The sequence below is a fragment of the Pseudomonas sp. GM55 genome, from assembly GCF_000282395.1.
Taxonomy (GTDB): domain Bacteria; phylum Pseudomonadota; class Gammaproteobacteria; order Pseudomonadales; family Pseudomonadaceae; genus Aquipseudomonas; species Aquipseudomonas fluorescens_CC.
This window is the reverse complement of sequence record NZ_AKJJ01000083.1, coordinates 12,913-36,597: the sequence shown is the minus strand read 5'-3', so window position 1 is coordinate 36,597 and position 23,685 is coordinate 12,913. Positions and strand designations below refer to the sequence as shown.

The 23,685-nt window shown below is 57.3% G+C and carries 26 protein-coding genes and 2 pseudogenes; 18 read left to right on the top strand and 10 right to left on the bottom strand.

Features of this window, described 5'->3' with window-relative positions:
* Positions 1–49 precede the first annotated feature (49 nt).
* The 3 genes from PMI31_RS20980 (at position 50) to ppnP (ending at position 2,978) form a co-directional block, all read left to right on the top strand.
* Entirely contained in the window at positions 50–2,011 is a 1,962-nt protein-coding gene (locus tag PMI31_RS20980; protein ID WP_008020377.1) for an acetyl/propionyl/methylcrotonyl-CoA carboxylase subunit alpha, read from the top strand.
* Between the two features lie 70 nt (positions 2,012–2,081).
* Positions 2,082–2,624, top strand: coding sequence for an exonuclease domain-containing protein (locus PMI31_RS20975; protein ID WP_008020376.1), 543 nt, complete (start codon positions 2,082–2,084; stop codon positions 2,622–2,624).
* Between the two features lie 69 nt (positions 2,625–2,693).
* Complete coding sequence (ppnP, locus tag PMI31_RS20970; RefSeq protein WP_008020375.1) at positions 2,694–2,978, top strand: pyrimidine/purine nucleoside phosphorylase; 285 nt, start codon at positions 2,694–2,696, stop codon at positions 2,976–2,978.
* Positions 2,979–3,078: 100 nt separating this feature from the next.
* Here the strand turns inward: ppnP and PMI31_RS20965 are convergent, their stop codons facing one another.
* Together PMI31_RS20965 and PMI31_RS20955 are read right to left on the bottom strand one after the other, a co-directional pair.
* Positions 3,079–3,885: an MOSC domain-containing protein gene (locus PMI31_RS20965; RefSeq protein WP_008020374.1), complete on the bottom strand. Its 807-nt coding sequence runs from the start codon at positions 3,883–3,885 to the stop codon at positions 3,079–3,081.
* 187 nt (positions 3,886–4,072) lie between these two features.
* Complete coding sequence (locus PMI31_RS20955) at positions 4,073–5,008, bottom strand: chemotaxis protein CheV (protein ID WP_007973464.1); 936 nt, start codon at positions 5,006–5,008, stop codon at positions 4,073–4,075.
* Between the two features lie 463 nt (positions 5,009–5,471).
* Between PMI31_RS20955 and PMI31_RS20950 the strand changes: the two genes are divergently transcribed.
* From PMI31_RS20950 to PMI31_RS20940, 3 genes are all read left to right on the top strand, one after another.
* Positions 5,472–5,942, top strand: coding sequence for a hypothetical protein (locus PMI31_RS20950; RefSeq protein WP_008020373.1), 471 nt, complete (start codon positions 5,472–5,474; stop codon positions 5,940–5,942).
* A 502-nt stretch (positions 5,943–6,444) separates the two neighbouring features.
* Entirely contained in the window at positions 6,445–7,338 is an 894-nt protein-coding gene (locus PMI31_RS20945) for a sensor histidine kinase (RefSeq protein WP_008020372.1), read from the top strand.
* The gene (locus PMI31_RS20940; protein WP_007990177.1) at positions 7,335–7,994 is read left to right on the top strand and encodes a response regulator; all 660 of its coding nucleotides are present in this window, start codon (positions 7,335–7,337) and stop codon (positions 7,992–7,994) included. The genes PMI31_RS20945 and PMI31_RS20940 overlap by 4 nt, the downstream gene beginning before the upstream one ends.
* On the opposite strand, the pseudogene PMI31_RS20935 reads toward PMI31_RS20940, so the two are convergent.
* Positions 7,978–8,487 (bottom strand): annotated as a pseudogene (locus tag PMI31_RS20935) (lipid kinase YegS); the annotation flags it as partial. The gene PMI31_RS20940 and the pseudogene PMI31_RS20935 overlap by 17 nt on opposite strands.
* Positions 8,488–8,712: 225 nt before the next feature.
* Here PMI31_RS20935 and PMI31_RS20930 point away from each other — a divergent pair.
* Complete coding sequence (locus PMI31_RS20930) at positions 8,713–9,003, top strand: hypothetical protein (protein ID WP_238539307.1); 291 nt, start codon at positions 8,713–8,715, stop codon at positions 9,001–9,003.
* A gap of 64 nt (positions 9,004–9,067) precedes the next feature.
* Here PMI31_RS20930 and PMI31_RS20925 read toward each other — a convergent pair whose 3' ends face one another.
* Positions 9,068–10,294 carry a molybdopterin molybdotransferase MoeA gene (locus PMI31_RS20925; protein WP_008020369.1) on the bottom strand — a complete coding sequence of 409 codons (1,227 nt, stop codon included), beginning with the start codon at positions 10,292–10,294 and terminating at the stop codon, positions 9,068–9,070.
* Positions 10,278–10,817, bottom strand: a complete 540-nt coding sequence (gene moaB / locus PMI31_RS20920) for a molybdenum cofactor biosynthesis protein B (protein ID WP_008020368.1) — start codon at positions 10,815–10,817, stop codon at positions 10,278–10,280. The genes PMI31_RS20925 and moaB overlap by 17 nt, the downstream gene beginning before the upstream one ends.
* Positions 10,818–10,898: 81 nt before the next feature.
* Here moaB and mobA point away from each other — a divergent pair, with 81 nt between their 5' ends.
* Positions 10,899–11,501: a molybdenum cofactor guanylyltransferase MobA gene (mobA, locus tag PMI31_RS20915; protein ID WP_008020367.1), complete on the top strand. Its 603-nt coding sequence runs from the start codon at positions 10,899–10,901 to the stop codon at positions 11,499–11,501.
* A 76-nt stretch (positions 11,502–11,577) separates the two neighbouring features.
* On the top strand, positions 11,578–11,799 hold the full coding sequence (locus PMI31_RS20910) for a YgdI/YgdR family lipoprotein (protein WP_008020366.1): 222 nt from the start codon (positions 11,578–11,580) through the stop codon (positions 11,797–11,799).
* A gap of 84 nt (positions 11,800–11,883) precedes the next feature.
* On the opposite strand, the gene PMI31_RS20905 is transcribed toward PMI31_RS20910, so the two are convergent.
* The 4 genes from PMI31_RS20905 to PMI31_RS20890 form a co-directional block, all read right to left on the bottom strand.
* Entirely contained in the window at positions 11,884–12,774 is an 891-nt protein-coding gene (locus PMI31_RS20905; protein ID WP_008020365.1) for a pseudouridine synthase, read from the bottom strand.
* Between the two features lie 71 nt (positions 12,775–12,845).
* Entirely contained in the window at positions 12,846–13,163 is a 318-nt protein-coding gene (locus PMI31_RS20900; protein WP_008020364.1) for a hypothetical protein, read from the bottom strand.
* A gap of 172 nt (positions 13,164–13,335) precedes the next feature.
* Entirely contained in the window at positions 13,336–13,572 is a 237-nt protein-coding gene (locus tag PMI31_RS20895) for a glutaredoxin family protein (protein ID WP_008020363.1), read from the bottom strand.
* A gap of 140 nt (positions 13,573–13,712) precedes the next feature.
* Positions 13,713–14,921, bottom strand: a complete 1,209-nt coding sequence (locus PMI31_RS20890) for an ammonium transporter (RefSeq protein WP_008020362.1) — start codon at positions 14,919–14,921, stop codon at positions 13,713–13,715.
* A gap of 329 nt (positions 14,922–15,250) precedes the next feature.
* On the opposite strand from PMI31_RS20890, the gene PMI31_RS20885 reads away from it, so the two are divergent.
* The 9 genes and pseudogenes from PMI31_RS20885 (at position 15,251) to PMI31_RS20845 (ending at position 22,648) form a co-directional block, all read left to right on the top strand.
* Entirely contained in the window at positions 15,251–15,565 is a 315-nt protein-coding gene (locus PMI31_RS20885) for a DUF883 family protein (protein ID WP_008020361.1), read from the top strand.
* A 1-nt stretch (position 15,566) separates the two neighbouring features.
* Complete coding sequence (locus PMI31_RS20880; protein WP_008020360.1) at positions 15,567–15,956, top strand: phage holin family protein; 390 nt, start codon at positions 15,567–15,569, stop codon at positions 15,954–15,956.
* Positions 15,953–16,297, top strand: coding sequence for a hypothetical protein (locus PMI31_RS20875; protein WP_008020359.1), 345 nt, complete (start codon positions 15,953–15,955; stop codon positions 16,295–16,297). Before PMI31_RS20880 ends, PMI31_RS20875 begins: the two co-directional genes overlap by 4 nt.
* Before the next feature lie 178 nt (positions 16,298–16,475).
* Entirely contained in the window at positions 16,476–17,804 is a 1,329-nt protein-coding gene (locus PMI31_RS20870) for a deoxyguanosinetriphosphate triphosphohydrolase (RefSeq protein ID WP_008020358.1), read from the top strand.
* A gap of 97 nt (positions 17,805–17,901) precedes the next feature.
* Positions 17,902–18,069: pseudogene (locus PMI31_RS31420) on the top strand (response regulator); the annotation flags it as partial.
* A 925-nt stretch (positions 18,070–18,994) separates the two neighbouring features.
* Positions 18,995–19,864 (top strand): hypothetical protein, encoded by an 870-nt coding sequence (locus PMI31_RS20860; protein ID WP_157213294.1) that lies wholly within the window; start codon positions 18,995–18,997, stop codon positions 19,862–19,864.
* Between the two features lie 58 nt (positions 19,865–19,922).
* On the top strand, positions 19,923–20,234 hold the full coding sequence (locus PMI31_RS20855; RefSeq protein ID WP_043302530.1) for a hypothetical protein: 312 nt from the start codon (positions 19,923–19,925) through the stop codon (positions 20,232–20,234).
* Positions 20,235–20,436: 202 nt separating this feature from the next.
* A complete protein-coding gene (locus PMI31_RS20850; RefSeq protein ID WP_008020354.1) occupies positions 20,437–21,684 on the top strand; it encodes an MBL fold metallo-hydrolase in 1,248 nt (415 codons plus the stop codon).
* A 487-nt stretch (positions 21,685–22,171) separates the two neighbouring features.
* Positions 22,172–22,648 carry a hypothetical protein gene (locus tag PMI31_RS20845; RefSeq protein ID WP_008020353.1) on the top strand — a complete coding sequence of 159 codons (477 nt, stop codon included), beginning with the start codon at positions 22,172–22,174 and terminating at the stop codon, positions 22,646–22,648.
* A gap of 511 nt (positions 22,649–23,159) precedes the next feature.
* Here PMI31_RS20845 and PMI31_RS20840 read toward each other — a convergent pair.
* Entirely contained in the window at positions 23,160–23,675 is a 516-nt protein-coding gene (locus PMI31_RS20840; RefSeq protein ID WP_008020352.1) for a GNAT family N-acetyltransferase, read from the bottom strand.
* Between the last annotated feature and the right edge of the window lie 10 nt (positions 23,676–23,685).

Below are 23,685 nucleotides of genomic sequence, written 5' to 3'. Positions count from 1 at the left end.
GCCAGCGAAGAGGCCAACACACTCAGCGCAAAACCCAAGGGAGCAGCCCATGCCCGGACTCAAAAAAATCCTCATCGCCAACCGCGGTGAAATCGCCTGCCGCATCCAGCGCACGGCCCAGGCGCTGGGCTATCGCACGGTCGCCGTGTTCAGCGACGCCGACGCCGATGCACTGCACGTGCAGATGGCCGACGAGGCCGTCAACATCGGTCCGGCCGCGGTGCAACAGTCTTATTTGAACATCCCGGCCATCCTCGACGCAGCCCGGCGCACGGGCGCGGATGCGATCCATCCGGGCTACGGTTTCCTCTCGGAAAACGCCGGGTTTGCCCGCGCTTGCCAGGACGCCGGCATCACCTTCATCGGCCCCAGCCCCGAGGCCATCGAACTGATGGGCAGCAAGCGCCTTTCGAAGATCGCCATGATCGAAGCCGGTGTGCCCTGCATCGACGGTTATCAAGGCGATGGGCAGGACGACGCTACCCTGAGCCGCGAAGCCGGGCGCATCGGCTATCCGTTGATGATCAAGGCCAGCGCTGGCGGCGGTGGACGCGGTATGCGCCTGGTGCACGACGCCGGCAATTTGCTGGAACAGATCCGTACCGCGCGCTCCGAAGCCCTGAACGGTTTCGGCAGCGGCGAACTGATTCTCGAACAGGCACTGGTCGAACCACGTCACGTCGAGGTTCAACTGTTCGGTGACCGCCACGGCAACCTGATTTACCTCGGCGAGCGCGATTGTTCGGTGCAGCGCCGGCATCAGAAAGTCATCGAAGAGGCACCCTGCCCGGTAATGACGCCTGAATTGCGCCAAGCCATGGGCGAAGCGGCGCTCAAGGCCGGGCGGGCAGTGCAGTACGTCGGCGCGGGCACCGTGGAATTTTTGCTGGATGCGCGCGGGCAGTTTTACTTCCTGGAGATGAACACCCGGCTGCAAGTGGAACACCCGGTCACCGAACTGATCACCGGGCTGGACCTGGTGGCCTGGCAGTTGAATATCGCCGAGGGTCAACCGCTGCCATTGCGCCAGGAGCAGGTGCAACTCCACGGGCACGCCATGGAAGTACGCCTGTATGCCGAAGATCCGGCTCAGGGTTTCCTGCCGCAAACCGGGCGCGTCGTGGCCTGGGAACCGGGATTGCAGGACGGCGTTCGGATCGACCACGGTCTGATCGAAGGCCAGGTCATCAGCCCCTTCTACGACCCGATGCTCGGCAAGCTCATCGCCCACGGCGCCACCCGCGAAGAAGCCCGGCGCAAATTGCTGCGGGCGGTACAAGACAGCGTGCTGCTGGGCGTGCAAAGCAATCAGCGCTTGCTCGCCAGCCTGCTGGAACACCCACAGTTCGCCTGCGCAGATTTCAGCACCGGGTTCATCCCGCAGCATTTTTCCGAGCATGCCTGCCTGCAGCCCCACGCCCCAGGCGCACAACACCTGGCCATCGCAACCGCCCTCTTCTATCAGGCTCAAGCGCAGACTCATCCGGCGCCGCTTTGCGGTTGGCGCAACAACGCCAGCGTGCCACTGCACTATCGAATCGGCCTTGAGGATCAGGATTGGCCGGTAGCGTTGCAGGCAATCCCGGGCGAGCCGCTACGCATTCAGGTCGCCGGGCACAACCTGGAACTGAAGATCATCCACAGCGACGGACGCTGGGCCACCCTGGAAATCGAAGGTGTTCGCCAACGCCACGCCTACCGTCTGGAGGCCGGGCGTCTCTGGCTGTTTACCCGGCCGGGCAGTCTGCAGTTCGTGGATCGCACTCAGGCGCCGGTCCGCAGCCTGGCCAATGTCAGCTCCGGCACCCTCAAGGCACCAATGGACGGGGCGATTGTCGACGTCCTGGTCAACGAAGGCAGCCCGGTCACCAAGGGCCAGCTGCTGGTGGTACTGGAGGCGATGAAAATGGAGCACCCGTTGAAATCGGGCATCGACGGTGTTCTCAAACGCCTGCAAGTCAAAGTCGGGGATCAGGTGAAAAACCGGCAGATTCTGTTGGAGGTCGAATAAGCCGCTAGGCGGAACCGTCGGGTTTGGCTACGCTCAAACCCTACAGGACGCGGATACCAGGAACCCTGCAATGCCTCATTGGCTGGTCATTGATCTGGAGGCCACCACCGATGAGGGTGGTTGGCCCATTAAAGATATGGAAATCATTGAAATCGGCGCCACCCTGGTGGACCGCAAGGGACGCGAACTGGACCACTTCCAGCGCTTCGTCCGCCCCTTGCGACGGCCATTGCTGACGCCGTTTTGCCGCGAGCTGACGCACATCACCCAAGCCAACATCGATGCCGCGCAACCGCTGGGCGAAGTCTGGCCGGCGTTTGAACGCTGGCTCGGCCAACACCACACGCGACTTGAAGGCTGGGTCAGTTGGGGCGATTACGATCGCAAGCAATTGCTTCAGGAATGGCAGCAACTGGGACTCGCCAGCGCGCTGGCCAACGTGCCGCACATGAACCTCAAGCAGCGCTTTGCCAAGGCCCGACGCCTGGAACGCCCGCTGGGACTCAATGGTGCCCTGCAACTGGCCGGCCTGCAGTTCACCGGCCAGCAACACCGGGCGCTGGAAGATGCGCGCAATACCGCACGACTGCTGCCGCTGGTTCTTCCGCTTTAGACAGGTGACGACGCTCAGGGCCTTGTGCATACTGGCCGGCCCTTTTTAGCCCTTTTCGAGGAATCGCCCATGTTTAAAGTCAACGAGTACTTCGACGGCACCGTCAAGTCGATCGCCTTTGGCACCGCAGAAGGTCCGGCGACCATCGGCGTCATGGCTCCGGGCGAGTACGAATTCGGCACCAGCCAGCGTGAAATCATGCATGTGGTCAGCGGCGCATTGACCGTCAAACTGCCAGACAGCAGCGACTGGGTAACCTTCGCCGCCGGCAGCCAGTTCAACGTGCCGGCCAACAGCAAGTTCCAGCTGAAAGTGGCCGTCGACACCGCTTATCTGTGCGAATACCGCGGCTAAGCCCGCGGGGCTACACCGAAGTAAAAGTCAGCGCCATAAAAAATGCCCGTGTCCAAGGACACGGGCATTTTTCGTTGCGCAGATGATATATCGAGGGTTTCTACTCCAGAATCTCCACCGGCATGCCGACTTCAAGTCGACCGTTGCCGTCGTTGACCAGGTTCTGGCCGAACATTGCGCCGTCCGCCTGGGAACGGTATTTCTGCAAGGTGGCCAAGGGTTCGCGGTCTTCGCTGCGTTCCCCGGTTTGCGGGTCGATGGTAGTCAGAATGCAGCGTGAACAGGACTTGACCACACGGAACTCGACCTCACCGATACGGATACGCTTCCAGCCATCCTCGGCGAACGCTTCACTACCTTCGATCACCAGGTTTGGCCGAAAACGCAGCATCTCCAACGGACGCCCGACCCGTTGCGACAAGTCCTCGAGGGAGGCCTGACCGATCAGCAACAGCGGATAGCCATCGGCGAACGCAACCTGATCATCATCCTTGCCGTAACCCGCCTCTGTCATTCGCGCCCGATCAAGCGGGACTTGCACCAGACGTGTCGGTTTTCCGATGAACCTGCTGACCCAGGCCCCTGCTTCTTCGCCTGCATCGGGGACTCGCAAGGTATCGCGCCAGATCGTCACGCCACGCAGTTCTGCAGCACTGCCGGGCAGGGCAATGTCGATCGGCGGATGACCAGGCGCACTGAGGGTCAAGCCGCCTTCGGCATTCCACAACGCTGACAACTGGCTCATCTGCGCCACCGCGCGCTGGGTCAGGAAGCGACCGCTGGCCTCATCCACCAGCATCCAGCGACGATCGCCGTCCAGCCCGAGTCTATCGAGACCGATCTGTTGCAGCGCCTCGCCCTTGCCGGATTTCAACGGATAACGATACAGCGCGCTCAGACGCAACATGGCCAGCTCCCTGATAGGCAAAAACGCCACCCTATACGAGCTTGGTCAGCGAATCAAAGTGCAAAAAACCTGTAGGAGCGAGCTCGCTCGCGAAAAACCCAAGGACGCCGTTGGGCATCTGGTTTTACGCGTTATCGCTCAAGACCATCGCGAGCGAGCTCGCTCCTACAGGTTGACCGTGGCCTGATCAGGCCGGTACTTCGTCAAGCATCAAACGCTGGCGCACTACGTCGACGAGTTTGTCCGGTTGGAATTTGGAGAGGAAATTGTCGCAACCGACCTTTTTCACCATCGAGTCGTTGAAGCTGCCGGACAGCGAGGTGTGCAGCACCACGTACAAGCCGCGCAGGCGTGGATCGTTGCGAATTTCGGTGGTCAGGCGATAGCCATCCATTTCCGGCATTTCCGCATCGGTGAAAACCATCAGCAGTTTTTCGGTCATGTCCACGCCGGTATCGGCCCAGGCCTTGAGCATGTTCAAGGCCTTCAGCCCGTCGCTGGCAATGTGCATCTTCACGCCCAGTTGTCCCAGGGTATCGCGCAATTGCGCCAGGGCCACGTTCGAGTCATCCACCAGCAGCACCTCACGGCCACGGGCGCGCTCCAGTACCGGATCTTCGAGCTTGTCGCGGGAGACTTTGGCGTTGTACGGGACGATTTCGGCCAGGACCTTTTCGACGTCGATGATTTCCACCAGTTGATCGTCGACTTTGCTGATGGCCGTCAGGTAGTGCTGGCGGCCGGCGCTGCTCGGGGGCGGCAGGATGGCTTCCCAGTTCATGTTGACGATCCGGTCCACGCCACCGACCAGGAAGGCCTGAACCGAACGGTTGTATTCAGTGACGATAATCGTGCTGCCAGGCCCCGGCACCAACGGGCGCATGCCGATGGCCTGGGACAGGTCGATCACCGGCAGGGTCTGGCCACGCAGGTTGACCACGCCGCACACGAAAGGATGCCGCTGCGGCATCAGCGTCAACTTTGGCAGTTGCAAGACTTCCTGTACTTTAAAGACGTTGATCGCGAACAATTGCCGTCCGGCGAGCCGGAACATGAGAATTTCCAGGCGATTCTCACCCACCAGTTGCGTGCGTTGGTCTACCGTGTCGAGAATGCCGGCCATCAATGACTCCTGGTCTTGTTCGGATGAATTCACTTAAAGAAGGTTATCGGCTGTTTTTGCCGAAGCTTGACCCTCTCTAAAATGCCACGCCCGATCATTGATGTCATATTAACATCATGCTTTACTGGTGCCGTGATTACATCCGCTGCACTCCTGCGCCACGCGACCACAGTTCACGTGATAGGTTCCGCTGCGTAAGGGATTCCCCTATCAACAATCAGGTGCAACCTGATATTCGCAATATCCAATAGCCATTAATGTGACGCCATTCTCATTGCATGGACGGAGTCAGGCTTTTGTGTGCGATCGCAAGTAAGTGGCCAACCACCCTCTCGTGCTCCCCAGCCTGCCTGCGGGCCAGCCGAAGCTCGTTCACCCGACGACTCGGCAATGCCGGGGTCCCGACCGCCCTCGTCGACACACACGATATCCCCTCATTTGACATGACGTTGTGGAGATAAGTATGCCGAACGACCGTAAAGAGTGGGCCCAGCGGCTCCCGGAGTTCCTCGTCGAGGCTGAAACACTCCTGGCCAAAACCGAGGAATGCCTGAGTCATCTACAGCTGATCAGCAATGACAAGGACGCCATCGACTGCATGCTCAGCACACTGCTCAAGCTGGCCAACAAGGCTGATGCCCTGGCGTTGGCGGCCGTGTCTGAGTTTTCCCTGCATATTCATGGCCTGCTGAACCATGCACAAAACACGATGAGCCTGCACGACGAGGCGCTGAGCGCCCTGAAAGACTGTCTGACCCTGATTGCCTGGCAACTCGAACTCATCGACCAGACCACCGGACAGCTCAGTCTCGACGACAGCGAGCAAGCCACCCTTATCGAAGCTTTTGCCTTTCAGGTCGGGCAAAGCCGATATCAACCACCGGTCAACTCCAGGCCGTTCAGCCTCGTATCCTATTCGGAACGACAGGCCTGAACTTGCCAATCCATGCCGTATGGCGTGTTTTGGTTATCAATACCGCGCTGTAACTTGAGTGCGCACATGTCGCAAATGAATATCTCATCGCTATAAGCGACATGCTTTAGCAATCACTATTTGCCCATCGACAATTGCGCGCCTGTCTTGACCGGGGTATTGCCTGGTCTCAACACCCTCCCAGGGACAATCGGCGTTTTGCGACATCAACAGCCAACTTGTTCCACTATGGAATCATCCTCCAAACGGCTGGGTTCCTGACTTTTCGGACATATATACAGACGCGACCAACGGTATCTTAAGTGCTAATATGCCGCCTGTTAGTTGGCGCCAATTAATGGCAGTGTGATCGCAACCGGACACAGCTCGCTTTCGTTCGGAGCCGATTCTTCCAACAAAAAAGTACACCCCGTTGAAGTCGACGCTCCATATTAGAAAACAGGGGCCTGTCAGCCAGCATGACCGGTCAGCCCGCAGCGAACATCCATTGGCTCCATCCGCTATGCACGCCAGCCTCAAGTCAATCGCCATGTGGCCACCGTCGCGAGAAAATGCGCGCACATTCACGCTGTTGCTATGCGCCTGTTCGACGCTCGGCAGTTTGCTGGTCTATGGCTGGTCCATCCCTTTGCCTCTGTCATTGCTGGTGCTCGACATTGCTGCGCTGACCAGTGTTGCGGTGCAGTACCGCCTCTCGCGCAAATCCATCAAATTCCAGCCTCAGGAACTGGCCGACCGGCTGTTACAGGTTCAGGAAAACGAGCGTCACCGGCTGAGCCGGGAACTGCATGATGACATCGGTCAATTGCTGACCGCCGCAAAACTGCAAAGTGACTGGCTCAAACGCCGGATGCCCGAAGAACTTCAGGGGCAATGCTCGGTCCTCTGCGACACGCTGGAAGAAACCCTGACCAAAGTTCGTGACGTATCCGCCATTCTCAACCCCCGGCAGTTGACCAGCCTCGGGCTGGAAGCCAGTCTGCGGGCGCACTTGCTCAAGACCCTGGCCAACACGCCGGTCCACTGGAGCCTGGAATGCCAGCAACGCCTGACCGGCATACCGGAAGAAATGGCCGTGGCAGCTTTCCGCATCACTCAGGAAGCGGTCACCAACATCCTGCGACATGCCAAGGCCAAGAACCTGCTGGTATGCCTGCAACGCCTGCCCCAAGGCCTGAAGTTGCAGATCAGCGATGATGGTCAGGGCTTCGCGCCCGCAACAGACCCTGGTCGTGAAGGGCAAAGCGGTATGGCCGGGATGTCGGAACGGATCGATCAACTGGGCGGCACACTGACCGTTACCAGCGAGCCGGGCAAAGGCACTCAAATCGAAGCTCTTTTTCCCTGGGCGCCCCGCGCGCTCGAACGGGCCAGTTCGAATAAGGTTATGCATTGACTTGTAATTTACTACTGGTGGATGACCACTCGCTGATCAGGGCTGGCGTACGCGCCCTGGTAATGGATCTGCCCGGCTATGCGGTCATCGGCGAGGCCAATGACGGCTCGCAGTTGCTCGAGATGGTCGGGCATCTGTCCCCGGATATTGTCCTGCTGGATATTTCAATGCGTCACACCGGCGGGCTCGAAGCCTTGCAGCAGCTCAAGCGAGTGCGCCCGCAGAGCAAGGTTCTGATCCTCTCGATGCACACCGACCCTGCCCTCATCATGCAGGCGCTGGAGTCCGGAGCCCATGGCTACCTGCTCAAGGACACCACGGCGACCGAGCTGGAGCACGCGCTGGAGGCCTTGCGCAACAACGAGCGCTATCTGAGCCCGGCCATTGCCCACACGGTGATCAATCAGGCATTGACCCGAAACCAGAAGCACCAACCCGAACCTGCCGACTCGCATAACCTGACGGCGCGTCAGCTGGAAATCCTGCGGTTGATCGTTCGCGGAAAATCCACTCGAGAGATCGCCAATGGCCTGGGGCTGAGCGTCAAGACCGTCGAAACCCACCGTTCGCAGATCATGAAGCGTTTGCAGATCTACGATGTGGCCGGCCTGGTGCTGTTTGCCGTGCGTGAACAAATCATCAGCCTTGATGACTAGGCACTTCACTGGCACGTAACAGCGGCGAATCCTCAGGCAGATGCACGGGTAACGCCGCTGGGCGAACCGAGAAACGCAGGTTGTCCCCTTTCAGCGGTTCACCATCAAGGTTGATGCAAAGACCTTCCGGGATCTTGATCTCGACCCAGGGCAGGCGCGCACGGATAAACATGCTGTCGATGCCAAAGCCTTCGGTCAGCAGGTTTTTCAATGTACCGACCACCTCCTGCGGTGTCGGCAAAATACTGATATCCAGCAAACCATCATCCACCAGTGCCTGTGGGCATAACGCCCGCCCACCACCGGCCTGCCGGCCATTGCCGATGCCCAACGCCAGCAGGTCGCCACGCCAGTGAAAATCCGGTCCCTGCAATTCACCGTAGGCAGTATGCAGCCCATTGAAGCGTGACAAGCCGGTAAACAGATACGCCGCACCGCCGAGGATTTTCTTCAGATCCTCCGGGGGGTACGCCGTGACATGGACGCCGATACCTTGCGATCGCCCATCAGCTCACGCCTGGTTTGAATGGCATCCGGGAGATGTTGACCGCAAAGCCCCTGTCAAAAGTTGCAAGAAAACGAATTATTTCCCGTCGGAAAGTCTTGATCCCCCACACGACAGGAATTTTCTTACAAAGCGTGAGGAATCGGCTCAATTGACCGGAAATCTGAATTAGTGGACTTTTGGGGTTACCGCAGAACATCGCAAGGACGTGCCATGCAAAGCCAAAACCTCGGTTCACCGGCCAGTGTAAAAAGTGCAGGCGATCGAGCTGAATGCAGCAGCACAAAAGCCACGGGAGAAATTGATATGGAACCTCGTGTTACCGAGTTGGAAGCACACCTCAAGTGCATACGCAGGGACATGGACGAAATCCGGGGTGACGTCAAATCCATCAAGCACAGGCTCGCCTACTCCGCCTGCGGTACAGCCGTGATCCTTGGCCTCCTTGGCTGGATCGCCAATAGCCGTTTCGAACAGGTTATTTCATTGTTTCTGGCGCATTGAGTTGCCATCAACACAAAACCCGGTTCAATCAACCGGGTTTTGCATGGCAAATCCGCTGAAGCTGTCAGCCCAGGACTTCGCTCAATGGAATGAAGAAAACGCCATCGCCCTGAACCAGCGTGCAACCTTCAAGGACTTCTACCAGCCCATCAGCCCAGGCAGCGCTACGCAGTACACCGGAGCTCTGGTTTTTGTAGATCGTCGCCCTGCCGTTTTCCAGCCGTCCGCGCAAGTACTCACGCCGATTGCCAGGCTGGGGCCAGTCAAACCCTGCCGGTACCTGCACCTTCAGCGGCTCAACTTCTTTCACACCCTGACGGCGCAGGAGATAGGGCCTGGTCAACAAGGCAAAGGTTACGAGGGTCGACGCCGGATTGCCCGGCAAGCCAATCACAGGCACACCGCGAAAATGCCCGAACGTCAGCGGTTTACCGGGCTTGATGGCGAGTTTCCACAGCGTCAATTCGCCCTCTTCGCGCAAGGCGATGCCCAGAAAATCGGCTTCACCCACCGATACGCCACCGGTGGAGAGGATCAGGTCGACATCCCTCAACTCCCCCAATCGGGAACGCGTGGTTTCCAGATTGTCCGGAAGAATGCCTGCGTCGACGACCTCACACCCCAAACGCTGCAACCAGCTGCACAACAACACCCGGTTGCTGTTGTAGATCTGTCCCGGCCCCAGCGCCTGCCCCGGCTCAATCAATTCGTCGCCAGTGGAAAGCACCGCCACACGCACCTTGCGAACCACCTCCAGCTCAGCACACCCCAATGAGGCAGCCAATCCTTGCTCGATTGGTCCCAGCCGCGTACCTGCCGGCAGAATCAACTCGCCGACGGTCGTTTCCTGGCCTTGCGGACGGATGTTCTGGCCCTGGGTCAAGGATCCTGTGAAACGTACTCGCTCATCCGCCTGAACCTCGGCGTTTTCCTGCATCTCGACGCAATCGGCACCGGCGGGAACAGGCGCCCCGGTGAAAATGCGCGCACAGGTTCCTGGCTGCAGCGGATCGGGGGCCTGACCAGCAAATACTTTCTGACTGACCACCAACGGCTCTCCCGTCCAGTCAGCCATGCGCAAGGCATAACCGTCCATGGCACTGTTGGGCCAGGGCGGCAGATCCAGCGTCGACACCAGATCTTCAGCCAGTACACGCCCCTGTACCTGCGCCAACGGCAAGCGCTCACGCTCGACAATCCTTGAGGTCTCGGCCATTTCCAGCAGGCGCGCCAGCGCCTGCTCGACAGGCATCAGGCTGCCAGTCTTGCCAGGCTTACCCACGGGATTCACAAGGCGCAGCCTGTTTCAGGTGAGGCACGAAATTGCACGGACGATGCCGCGAATCCAGCTGCTCGGCCAGTATGCCGTCCCAACCGGTGCGCACGGCATTGGTCGAGCCCGGTAAACAGCAAACCAGCGTGCCGTTGGCCAGACCGGCCAATGTCCGGGACTGAACGGTCGAGGTCCCGATATCGGCAACCGAGATCTGGCGGAACAGCTCGCCAAATCCATCAACCTGTTTGTCCAGCAGGCAACTGACGGCTTCCGGCGTACTGTCACGCCCGGTAAAACCGGTTCCGCCGGTGATCAGCACAACCTGCACGACATCGTCGGCAATCCAGTTGGCGACTTGCGCGCGAATTTTGTAGAGATCATCTTTGAGCAATACCCGGGCTGCCAGGTAATGCCCGGCAGCGGTCAAGCGGTCGACAAAGAGCTGACCCGAGGTGTCGGTTTCCAGTGTGCGGGTATCGCTGACAGTCAGCACTGCAATATTCAGCGGTGCGAAAGGTACATCAGCCTTGGCTTTCATAGGCTCGTCCAGTTGTAGGAGAAACAGCCCGGTGTTATATCACAGCGCTCCGTTTTTTCGCCGCTCCCATGGAGACCTGCCATGACCTCGAATTCACAATTGCCACCCTGCTCCATTCTGCTCCTGGCAGGCGGTCGCGGCCAACGCATGGGGGGTCAGGATAAAGGGTTGCTGGACTGGCAAGGCGCCCCCCTGATTGCGCATCTGCACCGCAAAGCCCGCCCGCTGACCGATGACCTGATCATCTCCTGCAATCGCAACCTTGAGAAGTATGCGCCCTACGCCGACCAGTTGGTCCACGATGATGAAGGTGGCTTCCCCGGACCTCTGGCGGGTATTCGAGCAGGCCTGAAAGCTGCTCGCCATACCCATCTGCTGGTCCTGCCCTGTGACGTTCCGGGCATTGATGCAGCGTTGATCGGCAGTATGCGCGAAACCGCCAACCTGCATCCGGACAAGCCGCTGATGGTGCGACATGATGGCCACTGGGAACCGTTGTTGTGTGTGATTCCTGTGCTACACAGGGCAGCATTTGAAAATGCCTGGAACGAAGGTGAGCGCAGCCCTGGCCGGTTGATGCACAAGCTCGGCGCGACCTCGCTGCAATGCCCCGACAAGGATCCTCGGCTGGCCAACCTCAACACGCCGGAACTGTTAAGCGGTCATAAGACTGTGTCAGACTGACAATCATCAGGAACTTGCTCGGACAGTGCACGTCTCAAGTCCAGCAACCAAAGAATTCTTATTCGGAGACACCCTCATGACTCAACGGACCCTCGCCACCTTCATGCTCGCACTGGGCCTTGCATCCCTCGCCGGTTGCGCATCGCCTACAGTGATCACCTTGAATGACGGTCGCGAAATCCAGGCCGTCGACACGCCACGGTACGACAAGGACTCCGGTTTCTACGAATTCGAACAGCTCGACGGTAAACAGACCCGCATCAACAAAGATCAGGTTCGTACCGTTAAAGAGCTGTAATCCTGGCGCCGCCGGATACGAAAAAGCCCGCTTGATGCGGGCTTTTTCATGCCTGGAGAACAGCGCTTCAGGGTCGCCTCCCGGTCACCATTGCAGGGTGATCTCACTCTCGAACTCTCGCTCCTGGCCCGTGACCGGATCGATGAATTTCAGCCCCTGAGCCAGCAGTTTCAAAGGATTGGCGTAGTCGTCCTGCGCATCCTTGAGCACCTCGGGGTAAAACGGGTCGTTGCAGATAGCGGCTCCCAACGCCGCCATATGTACCCGAAGCTGATGTTTCTTGCCCGTCACCGGGTACAGACCATAACGCCAGAGATCCCCCTGTTTTTCCCTGACTTCGACCGCTGTCTCGGTGTTGCTGGCCCCCGGCCCCTCCTGCATGCGGAAGAACGGCTCGCCATCGACCAGTCGGCTTTTATGAACCAATGGAAAAACCAGGTCAGGCAACGCCCGTGCGATGGCCTCGTAACGCTTTTCGATCTGCCGGGTTGGAAACAACGACTGATAAGCCGAACGACTCTGCGGATTGGCGGAAAACAGCACCAGCCCCGCGGTATGCCGGTCGATGCGATGCAATGGCACCAGATGCGGATTGTCCAGGCGACGGATCAAGCGCCGGAGCAGGGTCTGTTCGACGTATTCGCCAGCCGGCGTCACGGGTAGAAAGTGTGGTTTGTCGGCCACCACCAGATGCTCGTCCGCGTACAGGATCGACTCGCTCACCGGGATCGGCTTTTCATCCGGCACTTCGCGAAAATAATGAATCCGCAGACCTTCCCTGTAGGCCAGATCGAGGGCAATCGGCATGCCCTGCCCATCGAGGACCCGGCCGCGGGCGATTCTGTCCAGCCATTGTTCACGACCGATGGCGCTGAAATGCTCACACAGGCAATCGACAACGGTCTGCCACGGGCCAGGTGGCAAGTAGAGCGTACTGGCCTGGCTGTGTGCCGCGGAAAAAGAAGAAGTGGACATACGAAAGCTCTAACCCTCAGTGCAGAGCGGCATTATCCAACAGCAAGGAGTACGAACCTAGAGAAGATTCCTCAAGCCGGGATCTGCGTGCGCGCTGCCGCTTCCGTGTACTCCTTGAGCCAGCGCAGTACATCGACCGCTTCCCAGCGAGCGGGGTCATACAGGGCATACAACAATCCCTGATAGCCCACGACATCGAGTTGCCGGTGATATCCCGCCCGTTGAAACAAGGCTTCGATTTCTGCAAAACAGGTATTGAAATGCGTTTTGTTGAAGGGCGTTTTCCCCTCGGTCACCAGACCATCCAGACGCAATTCAAGGACGGCCTCGCGCACGACGTCTGCAGACATCCGGTTCACGCTGTTCTTCAACTGCTCGACATTGACCACGATTCATCCCTCTCACGCCCCGGCTTGCCTGCTCGCTCCCGAAAACCGGCAACAGCAAGGCAGGCACCGTGAATAACTGTATACGCATACAGTATCCGAACCACACCGAATAAGCCAAGGGGATCAATCGCAAAGTTCGACAGACGGGACATGCCGCCAGCACAAGAATCGCTTATCGCAAGAACGCCACCACATCATCGGCACTGAACGGCCAACCCAGTTCAGCGCCGGAGTCGACCCGCCGCAATACGGGAATACGCAGGCTGTAGGCTGCAAACCAGGCTTCATCGTCAGCGATATCCACCAGTTCCACCAGCAGCCCGCGCTCGACAAACTCCATCAGCATGGCTTCGGCGACTTCACAGAGATGGCATCCAAGGGTGCCGAACAGCTGACATTCGGGAAGCATGAGCGCTCAACCAGATAATGAAGTGACCATTCTAGGCCTGCCCCGAAAAACCGTCGAGCCATTGAGCCCCCTGCCCTGATGCCCTCTGTAAAAAGATGCGTGGCAAACCCTTGATGCCGCCGACGATGAAGTGCCCCGAGTCAGTCCTGGCTCACGGCGCCGATCTTGTGGATCGACAGGTCCGCGCCGTAATACTCCTCTTCCTGGCTCAGGCGCAATCCATGCAACGCCTTGATCACGCCGTACACCGCAAACCCGCCGGCCAGTGCCACAGTGACGCCCAATGCAGTGCCGATCAACTGGCTGATCAGACTGACCCCGCCCAATCCGCCCAAGGCGCTCTGGCCGAAAATACCGCAGGCAATGCCGCCCCACACGCCGCACAAACCATGCAACGGCCACACCCCCAATACATCGTCGATGCGCCATTTGCCCTGGGCCGCGGTAAAGCACCAGACAAACAGGGCTCCCGCGATGGCACCGGTGACCAGCGCCCCCACCGGATGCATCAGGTCGGATCCGGCACAGATTGCCACGAGCCCCGCCAACGGGCCGTTGTGCAGAAAGCCAGGGTCGTTACGCCCGACAATCAGCGCCGCCACCGTACCGCCAACCATGGCCATCAACGAGTTCACCGCCACCAGTCCGCTGACACCCTGCAGGGTTTGCGCGCTCATGACGTTGAAGCCGAACCAGCCAACAATCAGGATCCACGAGCCTAACGCCAGAAACGGGATGCTCGATGGCGCGAACGCGACCAGCCGACCGTCGCGATAGCGGCCATTACGCGGCCCGAGCAACAGCACCGCCGCCAGTGCCAGCCAACCGCCCATGGCATGCACCACCACTGAACCGGCGAAATCATGGAAACCGGCGCCAAAGCGCTCCAGCAACCAGGCTTGCAAACCCAGGTTGCCGTTCCAGACCATGCCTTCGAAGAACGGATAGACGAACGCGACAATCAACGCGGTTGCGCACAATTGCGGGACAAACCGGGCGCGCTCGGCGATCCCTCCGGAGATGATCGCCGGGATCGCTGCGGCAAAGGTCAGCAGGAAGAAAAACTTCACCAGTCCATAGCCATGGTCGGCATTGAGCACGGCCGCTGGTTGCATGAACGTCACGCCATAGGAAATCCAATAGCCTATAAAGAAGTAAGCCAGTGTCGAAACAGCGAAGTCGCTGAGGATTTTCGACAACGCGTTGACCTGGTTTTTCTGTCGCACGGTTCCGACTTCGAGAAAGGCAAAACCGGCATGCATGGCCAGGACCATGACCGCACCGATCAGAATGAACAGCGTGTTGGAGCTATGGACCAGGGTGTCCACAGCGCTTTGCAGATTTTCCATGGGATGGGCAGACCTTATGGCAGAAAAAAAGCACCAAAGCAGTTCGCGATGACCGCTCATGCACCAAGTTGCGGCTTCAAAGCATCAGCGGACCGATCTCGTTTGAACCGTTTTGGCGCACGGACACCGTCCAGGAAAAACGCGCCCCGGACGTTTACGCGAGTTTTTGATTGTTGGTCCTGCGGTTTTACTGAAATCATGCCCGGCTATCGCGCAATGGTGCGCACCGGCGCACCACGACACAGCAAAAGTTGTACCAGTCATTTGTACTGAACCTTCACCGAAGGCTCATACTCGAACGCATCAGAAAGCCACTTATGGAGATCACCATGGCCCGCATCCAGGCAAAGACTGCTCAAGAAATCCTGATGAACGACTTTCAGACACTGGTCAGTGACACCGAACGGTTGCTGGAGCACACCGCGACTCTGGCCGGCGATCAGGCCGACGAGTTGCGCGAGCAGATTCACGACAGTCTCTTGCGTGCCCGTGAAACCCTCAAACTGACCGAAGACTCCCTGCGCGAACACGGCAAGGCTGCTGTCACCGCCACGGAGGACTATGTCCAGGCCAACCCTTGGCAATCGGTCGGGATCGCGGCCGGCGTGGGTTTCCTGATTGGCCTGCTGGCTAGCCGGCGCTGATATGTCGATCGGTGAATCCGGCCCGTCTGAAACGGGAACCAGCTCCTCTTCGCGGCGCCTGGGTGCGGCCTTCCTTGGGTTGCTGCACAGCCATGTCGAACTGTTCGGCATCGAATTGCAGGAACAAAAAGCCCGCACCGTCAGCCTGTTGCTGTTTGCCGGCCTGGCGCTGGTGTTTGCATTGCTGCTGTTGGTCGGGCTGTCGACGCTGGTGCTTATCGTGTTCTGGGACACGTATCGCCTGACCGCCATCATCGGCCTCTGTGTGTTCTACACCCTTGCCGCCATATTTTGTGGAATGCGCTTGAGAGCGGCGATTTTCGATGAATCCTCGCCCTTCCACGGCACACTCGAAGAGCTGGCCAACGATCGGGAGCGCCTGCTGCCATGAGCCTGCCTGAATTGCCACACAACAGCTCACGCACGGAAATGCGCAAGGCCCTGATCCGCCTGCGCATGGAAATGCACCGTCAGGAAATCCGCCACGAATCCGCGCAACTGTTGCAACCCTTGCAACGCGTGCGCGGGATGACGAAAAACCTGCAGGACGGTTTCGGCATCAAACACGCCCCCCTCTGGGGCGTGGCCGCCGTCACCTTGCTGGGCTTTTTGACCGGCAAGGGTGCAAAAAACGGCGGCGGTCTCAGCGGCCTGACCCGGCTGATCCGCCTCGGCACCACATTGGGGCCGCTGATCACACTGATCATGCAGGGCTCTTCGCGCAAAGACTGATCAGTATCTTTCTGGCTGTCTTCTTGCGGCGTCGACGGGATGCGCCCCTCTATCGAGGGGCGCATCCCATATGCCTGCTGCTCATCGATATCAACGCCGCCAGATGGTAGTTCCGCTTGCAGGTCATGGCGCGAAACGGGAAGCTAGGCCATCAGTCACCCGACGGAGAGCCCCCGCCTTGGATTGGCACACCCTGCTTACTCGCGAACGTCTCGGAAAACCTCTGCACAGCCCTGAAGAGCTCGGCCGCAGCCCTTTTCACAAAGACCACGACCGCATCATTTTCTCGGGGGCTTTCCGCCGCCTCGGGCGCAAGACCCAGGTCCATCCGGTATCCAGCAATGATCACATTCATACCCGCCTGACGCACTCGCTGGAAGTCAGTTGTGTGGGTCGCTCACTGGGCATGCGGGTCGGCGAAACCATCCGCAATGCCCTGCCCGACTGGTGCGAACCCAGCGACCTGGGGATGGTTGTGCAATCGGCTTGCCTGGCACACGACATCGGTAACCCGCCTTTCGGCCATTCCGGTGAAGACGCGATCCGTCACTGGTTCCAGCAAGCCGCCGGCCGTGGCTGGCTGGATGCAATGAGTGAAGCCGAGCGCAATGACTTCCTGAATTTCGAAGGCAATGCCCAAGGCTTTCGGGTACTCACTCAACTGGAGTATCACCAGTTCGACGGCGGCACCCGTCTGACCTATGCAACGCTGGGTACGTACCTGAAGTATCCATGGACGGCCAAGCACGCTGACTCGCTGGGATACAAGAAACACAAGTTCGGCTGTTATCAGAGCGAGCTGCCACTGCTGGAGCAGATCGCCCATAAACTCGGTCTGCCGCAACTGGAGGAGCAACGCTGGGCGCGGCATCCACTGGTGTACCTGATGGAAGCCGCCGACGACATCTGCTATGCGCTGATCGACCTGGAGGACGGCCTGGAAATGGAGTTGCTGGAATACGCCGAAGTCGAGTCATTGCTGCTAGGCCTGGTGGGCGATGACTTGCCGGAGACCTACCGCCAGCTCGGTCCCGGCGATTCGCGCCGACGCAAACTGGCAATCCTGCGCGGCAAAGCCATCGAGCACTTGACCAATGCCGCGGCCCGCGCCTTCGTCGAGCAACAGGACGCGCTGCTGGCAGGTACATTGCCCGGCGACCTGGTGGAGCACATGCACGGGCCCGCCAAGCGTTGTGTGCTGAACGCCAAGGACATGGCCCGCAAGAAAATCTTCCAGGACAAGCGCAAGACCCTGCACGAGATCGGCGCCTACACCACCCTGGAAATCCTGCTCAACGCCTTTTGCGGCGCAGCGCTGGAGCAACACAACGGTCGGACCCCGTCGTTCAAAAGCCGCCGCATCCTTGACCTGCTGGGCAACAATGCACCCGACCCTCACGGCCCATTACACACATCGTTCTTGCGCATGATCGATTTCATCGCCGGCATGACCGACAGCTATGCCAGTGACATGGCCCTGGAAATGACCGGGCGCGCCAGCCACTAAGGCGTATCGACTGATCAGCCATTACGGCATTCGTCATGGCTGATCCTCCTTTCAAACTCCAATAGCACTCAAGCTTCGTCGAATCGCCCTACAACATATGGCGAGCAAACTGATCGCTTGCCCGGCACTCTCGCGAAACAATCGCCCTCCTTTCTGTTCGACAGATGAAGTGCACCCCATGGCCGAAGACGATCTACGCATCCTCGTGGTGGAGGACCACCCCTTCCAACTTATAGCCACTCGATACCTGCTGGAAAGTTATGGCGTAGAGATTCATTAGATTCTGAACCTGGGTCATTAAAAGCTGAATCGGCACGTAGGAGCCCTACCCTTGACCGACATTTACTTTGACTGAAGCTAGCATTGCAGAAGCTGCTCTTGATCGATACAACCCTTGCTAACGGGCAGAAATCGGCCAGAAACAGCCGTCCGATAAAAGCTGCATTGGGCCAAAGGCGGTCTACTTTGCACGTCAGCGATTGAACGCCCGCCGTCCCCGCAGAACGCCCCATGACAGGACAAGTCCCGCGTCGCTAGCTGAAATGAAAAGCGCGACGTTCCGCAGCAGATACAAACTAAAGCGCCACGGCTGCTCGTCGAATACAAAATGTTCGTTGATCTTGTGCGGACGACGTCCTGTAATTGAATCGAACTGCCAAATGGTCAGAGCATTATGTATCTGCTCGGCTACTGCCCAAGAGCAAAGTAGGCATAACAGCGCACAGATGAAACAGTAAATGCGAATTCGAAATCCCGGGATCACATAAGCTCCCTATTCATGATCTGTCGATATCGGTATCGGCGCCTCAACACGGCCAGAAGCAGGCGCGCCATTCCGTTAACTTCTCACTCGGCCCGAAATGGGGACGGATTTATTTTTTCATTTATCAGAAAAATAAATTCATCCCCTTTACCGTCCCAAGATCGCTCACGGAGGTATCCAACACGCGCAGCGTGGCAATCGGTTATTGAAGGCAACGCCCTGTACGGCGTGGATGGCAGTGATGCCACCCGTTGATTCATCAAAGTCCATCAATCAAGCTAGACGCCCAGTTCCGATGCCAGCTTGATGATGCTAGATTGCCACTCCCGCCCATGGAGGCTGCTAACCCAAGGAGTGAGTCGTGAGGAATGATTTGGTGGTTGCCTGCTTGGCTCTGTCCCTAACGGGATGTGGGGATGGTGGCGAAATGTATAAGAAGCAGGCAGAGAGCCTTCGATCAGACGTCGAATCTCTCCAGGCACAGGTCAAAGCCGCACAGAGCAAAATCGCTCAGCTCGAGCAGGAAAATACGATCCTTAGAGAGACGCCGCCACTTTTGTTGACGCAGGTCAGAAAGGCTATCGATAGCGGAGACGAAGCGAAGGCGAAAGGAGCCCTTGCCTCGTTGAATTCACGCTACGCAGACTCAGCCGAAGCCGCAACTGGCAGTAGTCTTCTGCAAAAAATGGTTAAAGACCGAGAGGCCAAAGAACAAGAAGAGCGTCGGCTGGCGGCTCTTAGTATCAAAACAATCCCGGTAAAAGGCACTTTCGCCGCGGGCGACAGCGCCGTAGCACTGCAGTCTGCGCAGGTAGCCGGCCAATGGAGCTTTAACGATCATGGTGATGAATACGAGTACCGATCAGCCGAGCGTGGCTCTCGCTACATCACGGCCAAGGTAACCTATTCATCCAAAAGCAAAGACCCTCTGTTGGCGCCACTGATCGTTTACGCAGCAAATGGAAGCGAGCTTAAACGACTAGGGGTTATGGGCTTCGAATTCGTACGCTGGAGCAGCTATGCGACGTTCCTAGGTAACTACCACGACGACGCAAACGATTTTGCTCACACGGCAAGCATCAGATTTTCCATGGGACTTCAAGTCCAGAATGAAGCGATCACTAAGCCGTTATATATCGTTGCTTCCTCCACGGGTTGCGCTGATCGCAGCTCGGATCGTTTCGGCAAGCCACCAGTGAGCTACTCGACTTACAGCTGTGACAAAGCTGCCCCCGAAACCCTCCGTGCAAGCGACTTCAAAGATGGCCGGTTCGGTGTCGTTAAGCGCATAGATTGAACTGCGAGATAGGACTCTCAAACAATGCAATCTGTCGCGACCGCTAGAGACTGACAATATGAAGAAGGCTTTAACCGCAGCAGGCATTACCCTGCTCTGCTTGATCGTCTACACCCAGATTACGATATTCTCCATACCGCCAATCGGAGCGGTTCCTGAAGGAAGGACAGTCATCATGCTCCGCCTCAACAAAACAAATTTCATCGATAGCGCGGACGCCATGTGTGTTCGAATCCAGGGCTATGTCAGCCTCCTTTGCCGAGGGATGACCATGGCGGGCGCCGTAAACGCCACCACCATACTCGCGCGTCTGCCCTACTCCGAAACCATCTACAAGATCAGTACGGACGGTAAGACCTACGATCAATAGTGTTTTCCGAAAAGCGACCTAAAAGGGGACGGACTATTTTCATTCAGAAAAATAAATCCGCCCCCTTTGTTCGGTCCCCTTTGTTCGCAGTCCCCTTTGTTTCGAAGCTGTTGATCTACTGGCTTTGTTCCCAAAGATCGAGGGTGTAGGTGTGACCGCGTGCCAGCATTTTTAAAAGTCCAGTGGATGATTTGGAGAATTGATGGAACAGCTCGTAGCGCTGCCGGTTTCTGGTGACGCATTTTTACTACGCCGTTCAGGGCGCGTAATTCTTGTCGATGGCGGGAAGAGTAGCGTGCTTCTTGCGGGAGAATTGGCCAAGTACGGCGTGCACCACCTGGATATTGTAGTTTGCACTCATGCTGACTATGACCATGCTGGTGGACTGGTCGATTTGCTGGATCGTACGGCGATAGAAGTAGGAGAGTTTTGGTTGCCGGGAGCTTGGGCAGAGTCACTGCCTGCACTGTTAACAACTCCGGCGGAGGTAGTAGATGATTTGATCCAAACCTTGGACGAGGAAGGAGATTACGCCCAACGGGAGGTAGACCCGGATGAGCTCGAGCAGCAGATGCACTTGTATGCTAGTCGCAGGAGAAATGAATACAGAGATGCCGAACCGCTGGCCGACAGAGATGACCACAACGAGTCCTTTAGGTCGACTCGTAAGCAGGGGGAGATTGAGCAGTGGGATGCTGAACTGCCACTGGACGAGAACGCAGAGAAGCTGGCAGCCAGAGCGTTCCGGAGTGGTCGCAGTCGAATTAGGTACCGGGTCGCTAAGAGGAGGGTCAGCAAACCGGTTGCTGCTTTCTGGTTGGGTTTGATCGACACTGCAGAGCGAATTCGTCGGATAGCGGTGCAGGCTATGCATCACGGCGTTCCTGTGCGCTGGTTTGATTTTGGAGAGTTTGCAAAAACGCTCCAAGCCAGTGGGGGGGATGCAGGTTTTCTCATTCCTCTCAACGCTGTTGAGCTTGCTAGCCCGCCGCCCCCCCCGATTGGATTGTCATTTTTGGTTCGCCTCACTCCGGTTAATGAGGAATGCCTGGTATTCCTTTCCCCGAGTATCGATGAATGGTGGAGAGAACCGAGCATATTGTTTACGGGCGACTCCCCGCTAGGGAATGGAAACAACTATTCTGTGAGCTGGTTGCAATGGCCTGAAGATGCTTCACGCTGCGTGATTGCGACTGCCCCCCACCATGGCTCAGAAAGCAATTTTGCAGCGTATGGGCACCTTGATAGTGCAGTTAATGTGCTGCTTTGGGTGCGTTCCGGCGGTACGGTCAAGCACCCAGGAAGTACTTACCGTATGCTCGATTCTGCGTCCCGGATATGTACTAACTGCCCTCATGCAAAGAAGCCGCGACAGGCTGTTGAGATCCAATTCCCGATGCACCGATGGTGGCGCCATTTGCGTACTAATGGCCACATTTGTATCTGTTGAATCCTTCGGATGAGGTGCCTGTCCGTAGATATAGCGCGAAATGGGGACGGATTTATTTAGTACATATGAAAAATAGATCCGTCCCCATTCCCGAGCTACGCAGGCATTGTCATCAAGGTAATCCCTTACGCGAAGTCAGTGAACCGCACATGTGAAAGACCTCTACTGGCCGATTTCTATCTGTCGCCAATAGCCATGGAGCAAAAAGCGGCATAAACAACGTAATCGGTGTCTGGGATTACTTGACCAGTTCAGTTTGGCATGAGGGGATTCAGTAATTCTCGCGTGCCTACGCAGCGCCCAGTAATCAGGTGCCTCAATCCCCCCTCCGCTCCCACACATTCGTACAGCATAGGTATCTACACACATACCGATCTTGGTCTATAAATAAACGGCATAGATATCAAATAGCCAGGCTAGATAGAGGTGGCGACCTCCGATGGACCCAAGCATAGAATGACATCACACAAGAAATGGGAGGGACTGAATGGAGAACAAAACGATCTTTGCAATGGCCGTGATTAGCATCATGACTGGCTGCGCAACAGTGCCCGCCACGCCACCTGAGCCACTGATAACGGCTCAATTGCGTGGCACTTCTGTCGAGGTGCAGCAGTTCATAGAGGAGCGGTTCCGCCAGGGCACTGCTTTTCAAGTCGAGAATGCTACTGACCGAGCTATTACGTTCAAGGCGGACTGCATGAGCGTGCCAAGCATGAATGCATTTAAGTGCACTGCTGTCATGATGGCAGTGGGAAATAGCCGTTGGGACGGGCCGTTTGCCATGATTACCTTCCGAACTTCCGAGATTCGTGGCGTAGTGAATCTGACCGCAATATCGGAGTGGTGCGCGACAAACGCCTTCGGCAAATCAAACTGCATGCCCAATAGCAGCAATTCTGAGCTGAACGACCTGCTGCGCAAGATCGATCAAGCGTATCAGAATGAGGTGCGTCCGCTATAGGGGCACTGATCGCAGGCTTGGAACCCCATTAGAATCGGTTGTTTTCTGATGGTCACGATCTAGAATCATCAGCTTTTTCGGTGATGGATTGGAACAACTACGCATAAAGCACTTTAAGATGAAGGGATACACCAGCCTTCTATTCCGCCCGTACCATTTTTGTACCACCAAGCTCTCTAATCCCGCCTTTTCGCTATGGCCAACTGCATCTACATCAGGCAGATAACGGCCAAGAGCAGTCACATACGGGGTTTGGGGAGTAATGGAACAGAAAGTGCAATTAAGCCCAACGTCTGTTCCAAAACTCGCGTGCTGTCTGGATAGTTTGATAAAAACGTTCCAAGGATGCCGTGGTATAGCCGTAAACACCCGAACAGACATGGCATAAACCCGTTTCGTAAATCAAAGTGCGTTAATCCTCACCTTCAGATAAGTAAACCGAACTTAAATCAGGCTTTAAGTTGGTTTTCGGTTCCGTTGCTCCCCCCAAACCCCAACCCTGTCAGGATGGCTACTGTGCAGTTTCAAGAGCTTTGAAGCCCTGGATGATGGTGCCTGTCGAGAGTGCCAAGCGTAGAGGGCTTGTATTCGTCGCTACAAAGCCCAGGGCGCGATAGTAGCTTGCTGCCTTTTCGTCCTTTGCATCAACGAGGATGAAAGCCACGCCAGAATGCTGGGAGATCGCGTACACACGTCGAAAGAAATCGGCCATTAGGCGCCCGCCGATTCCTTTTCCTTGCTGGCCTTTGTCAACAGCCAGGCGGCTGAGCAGTACTGCCGGCATTGGATAGCGGGGCATTTTTTTCATCTGCTCCTCACTAAGGGCGGACTCCACGACGGAGGCATTGGCCAGCGTGTAGTAACCTAATAGCTGGCCATCCTCAACAAGCATGAACGTCCTGGAGACGTTGCGCTTTTCGTCCTGGGTGGCCTGTTGGGCGATGTAGGCGTTAAGGGCAGGGTGAAGACCGCAATCAAAGGCTTTGCGGTCTATCGATCTGTCGTACGGGATAGTGCTGAATTCCATTTCCTAAAGC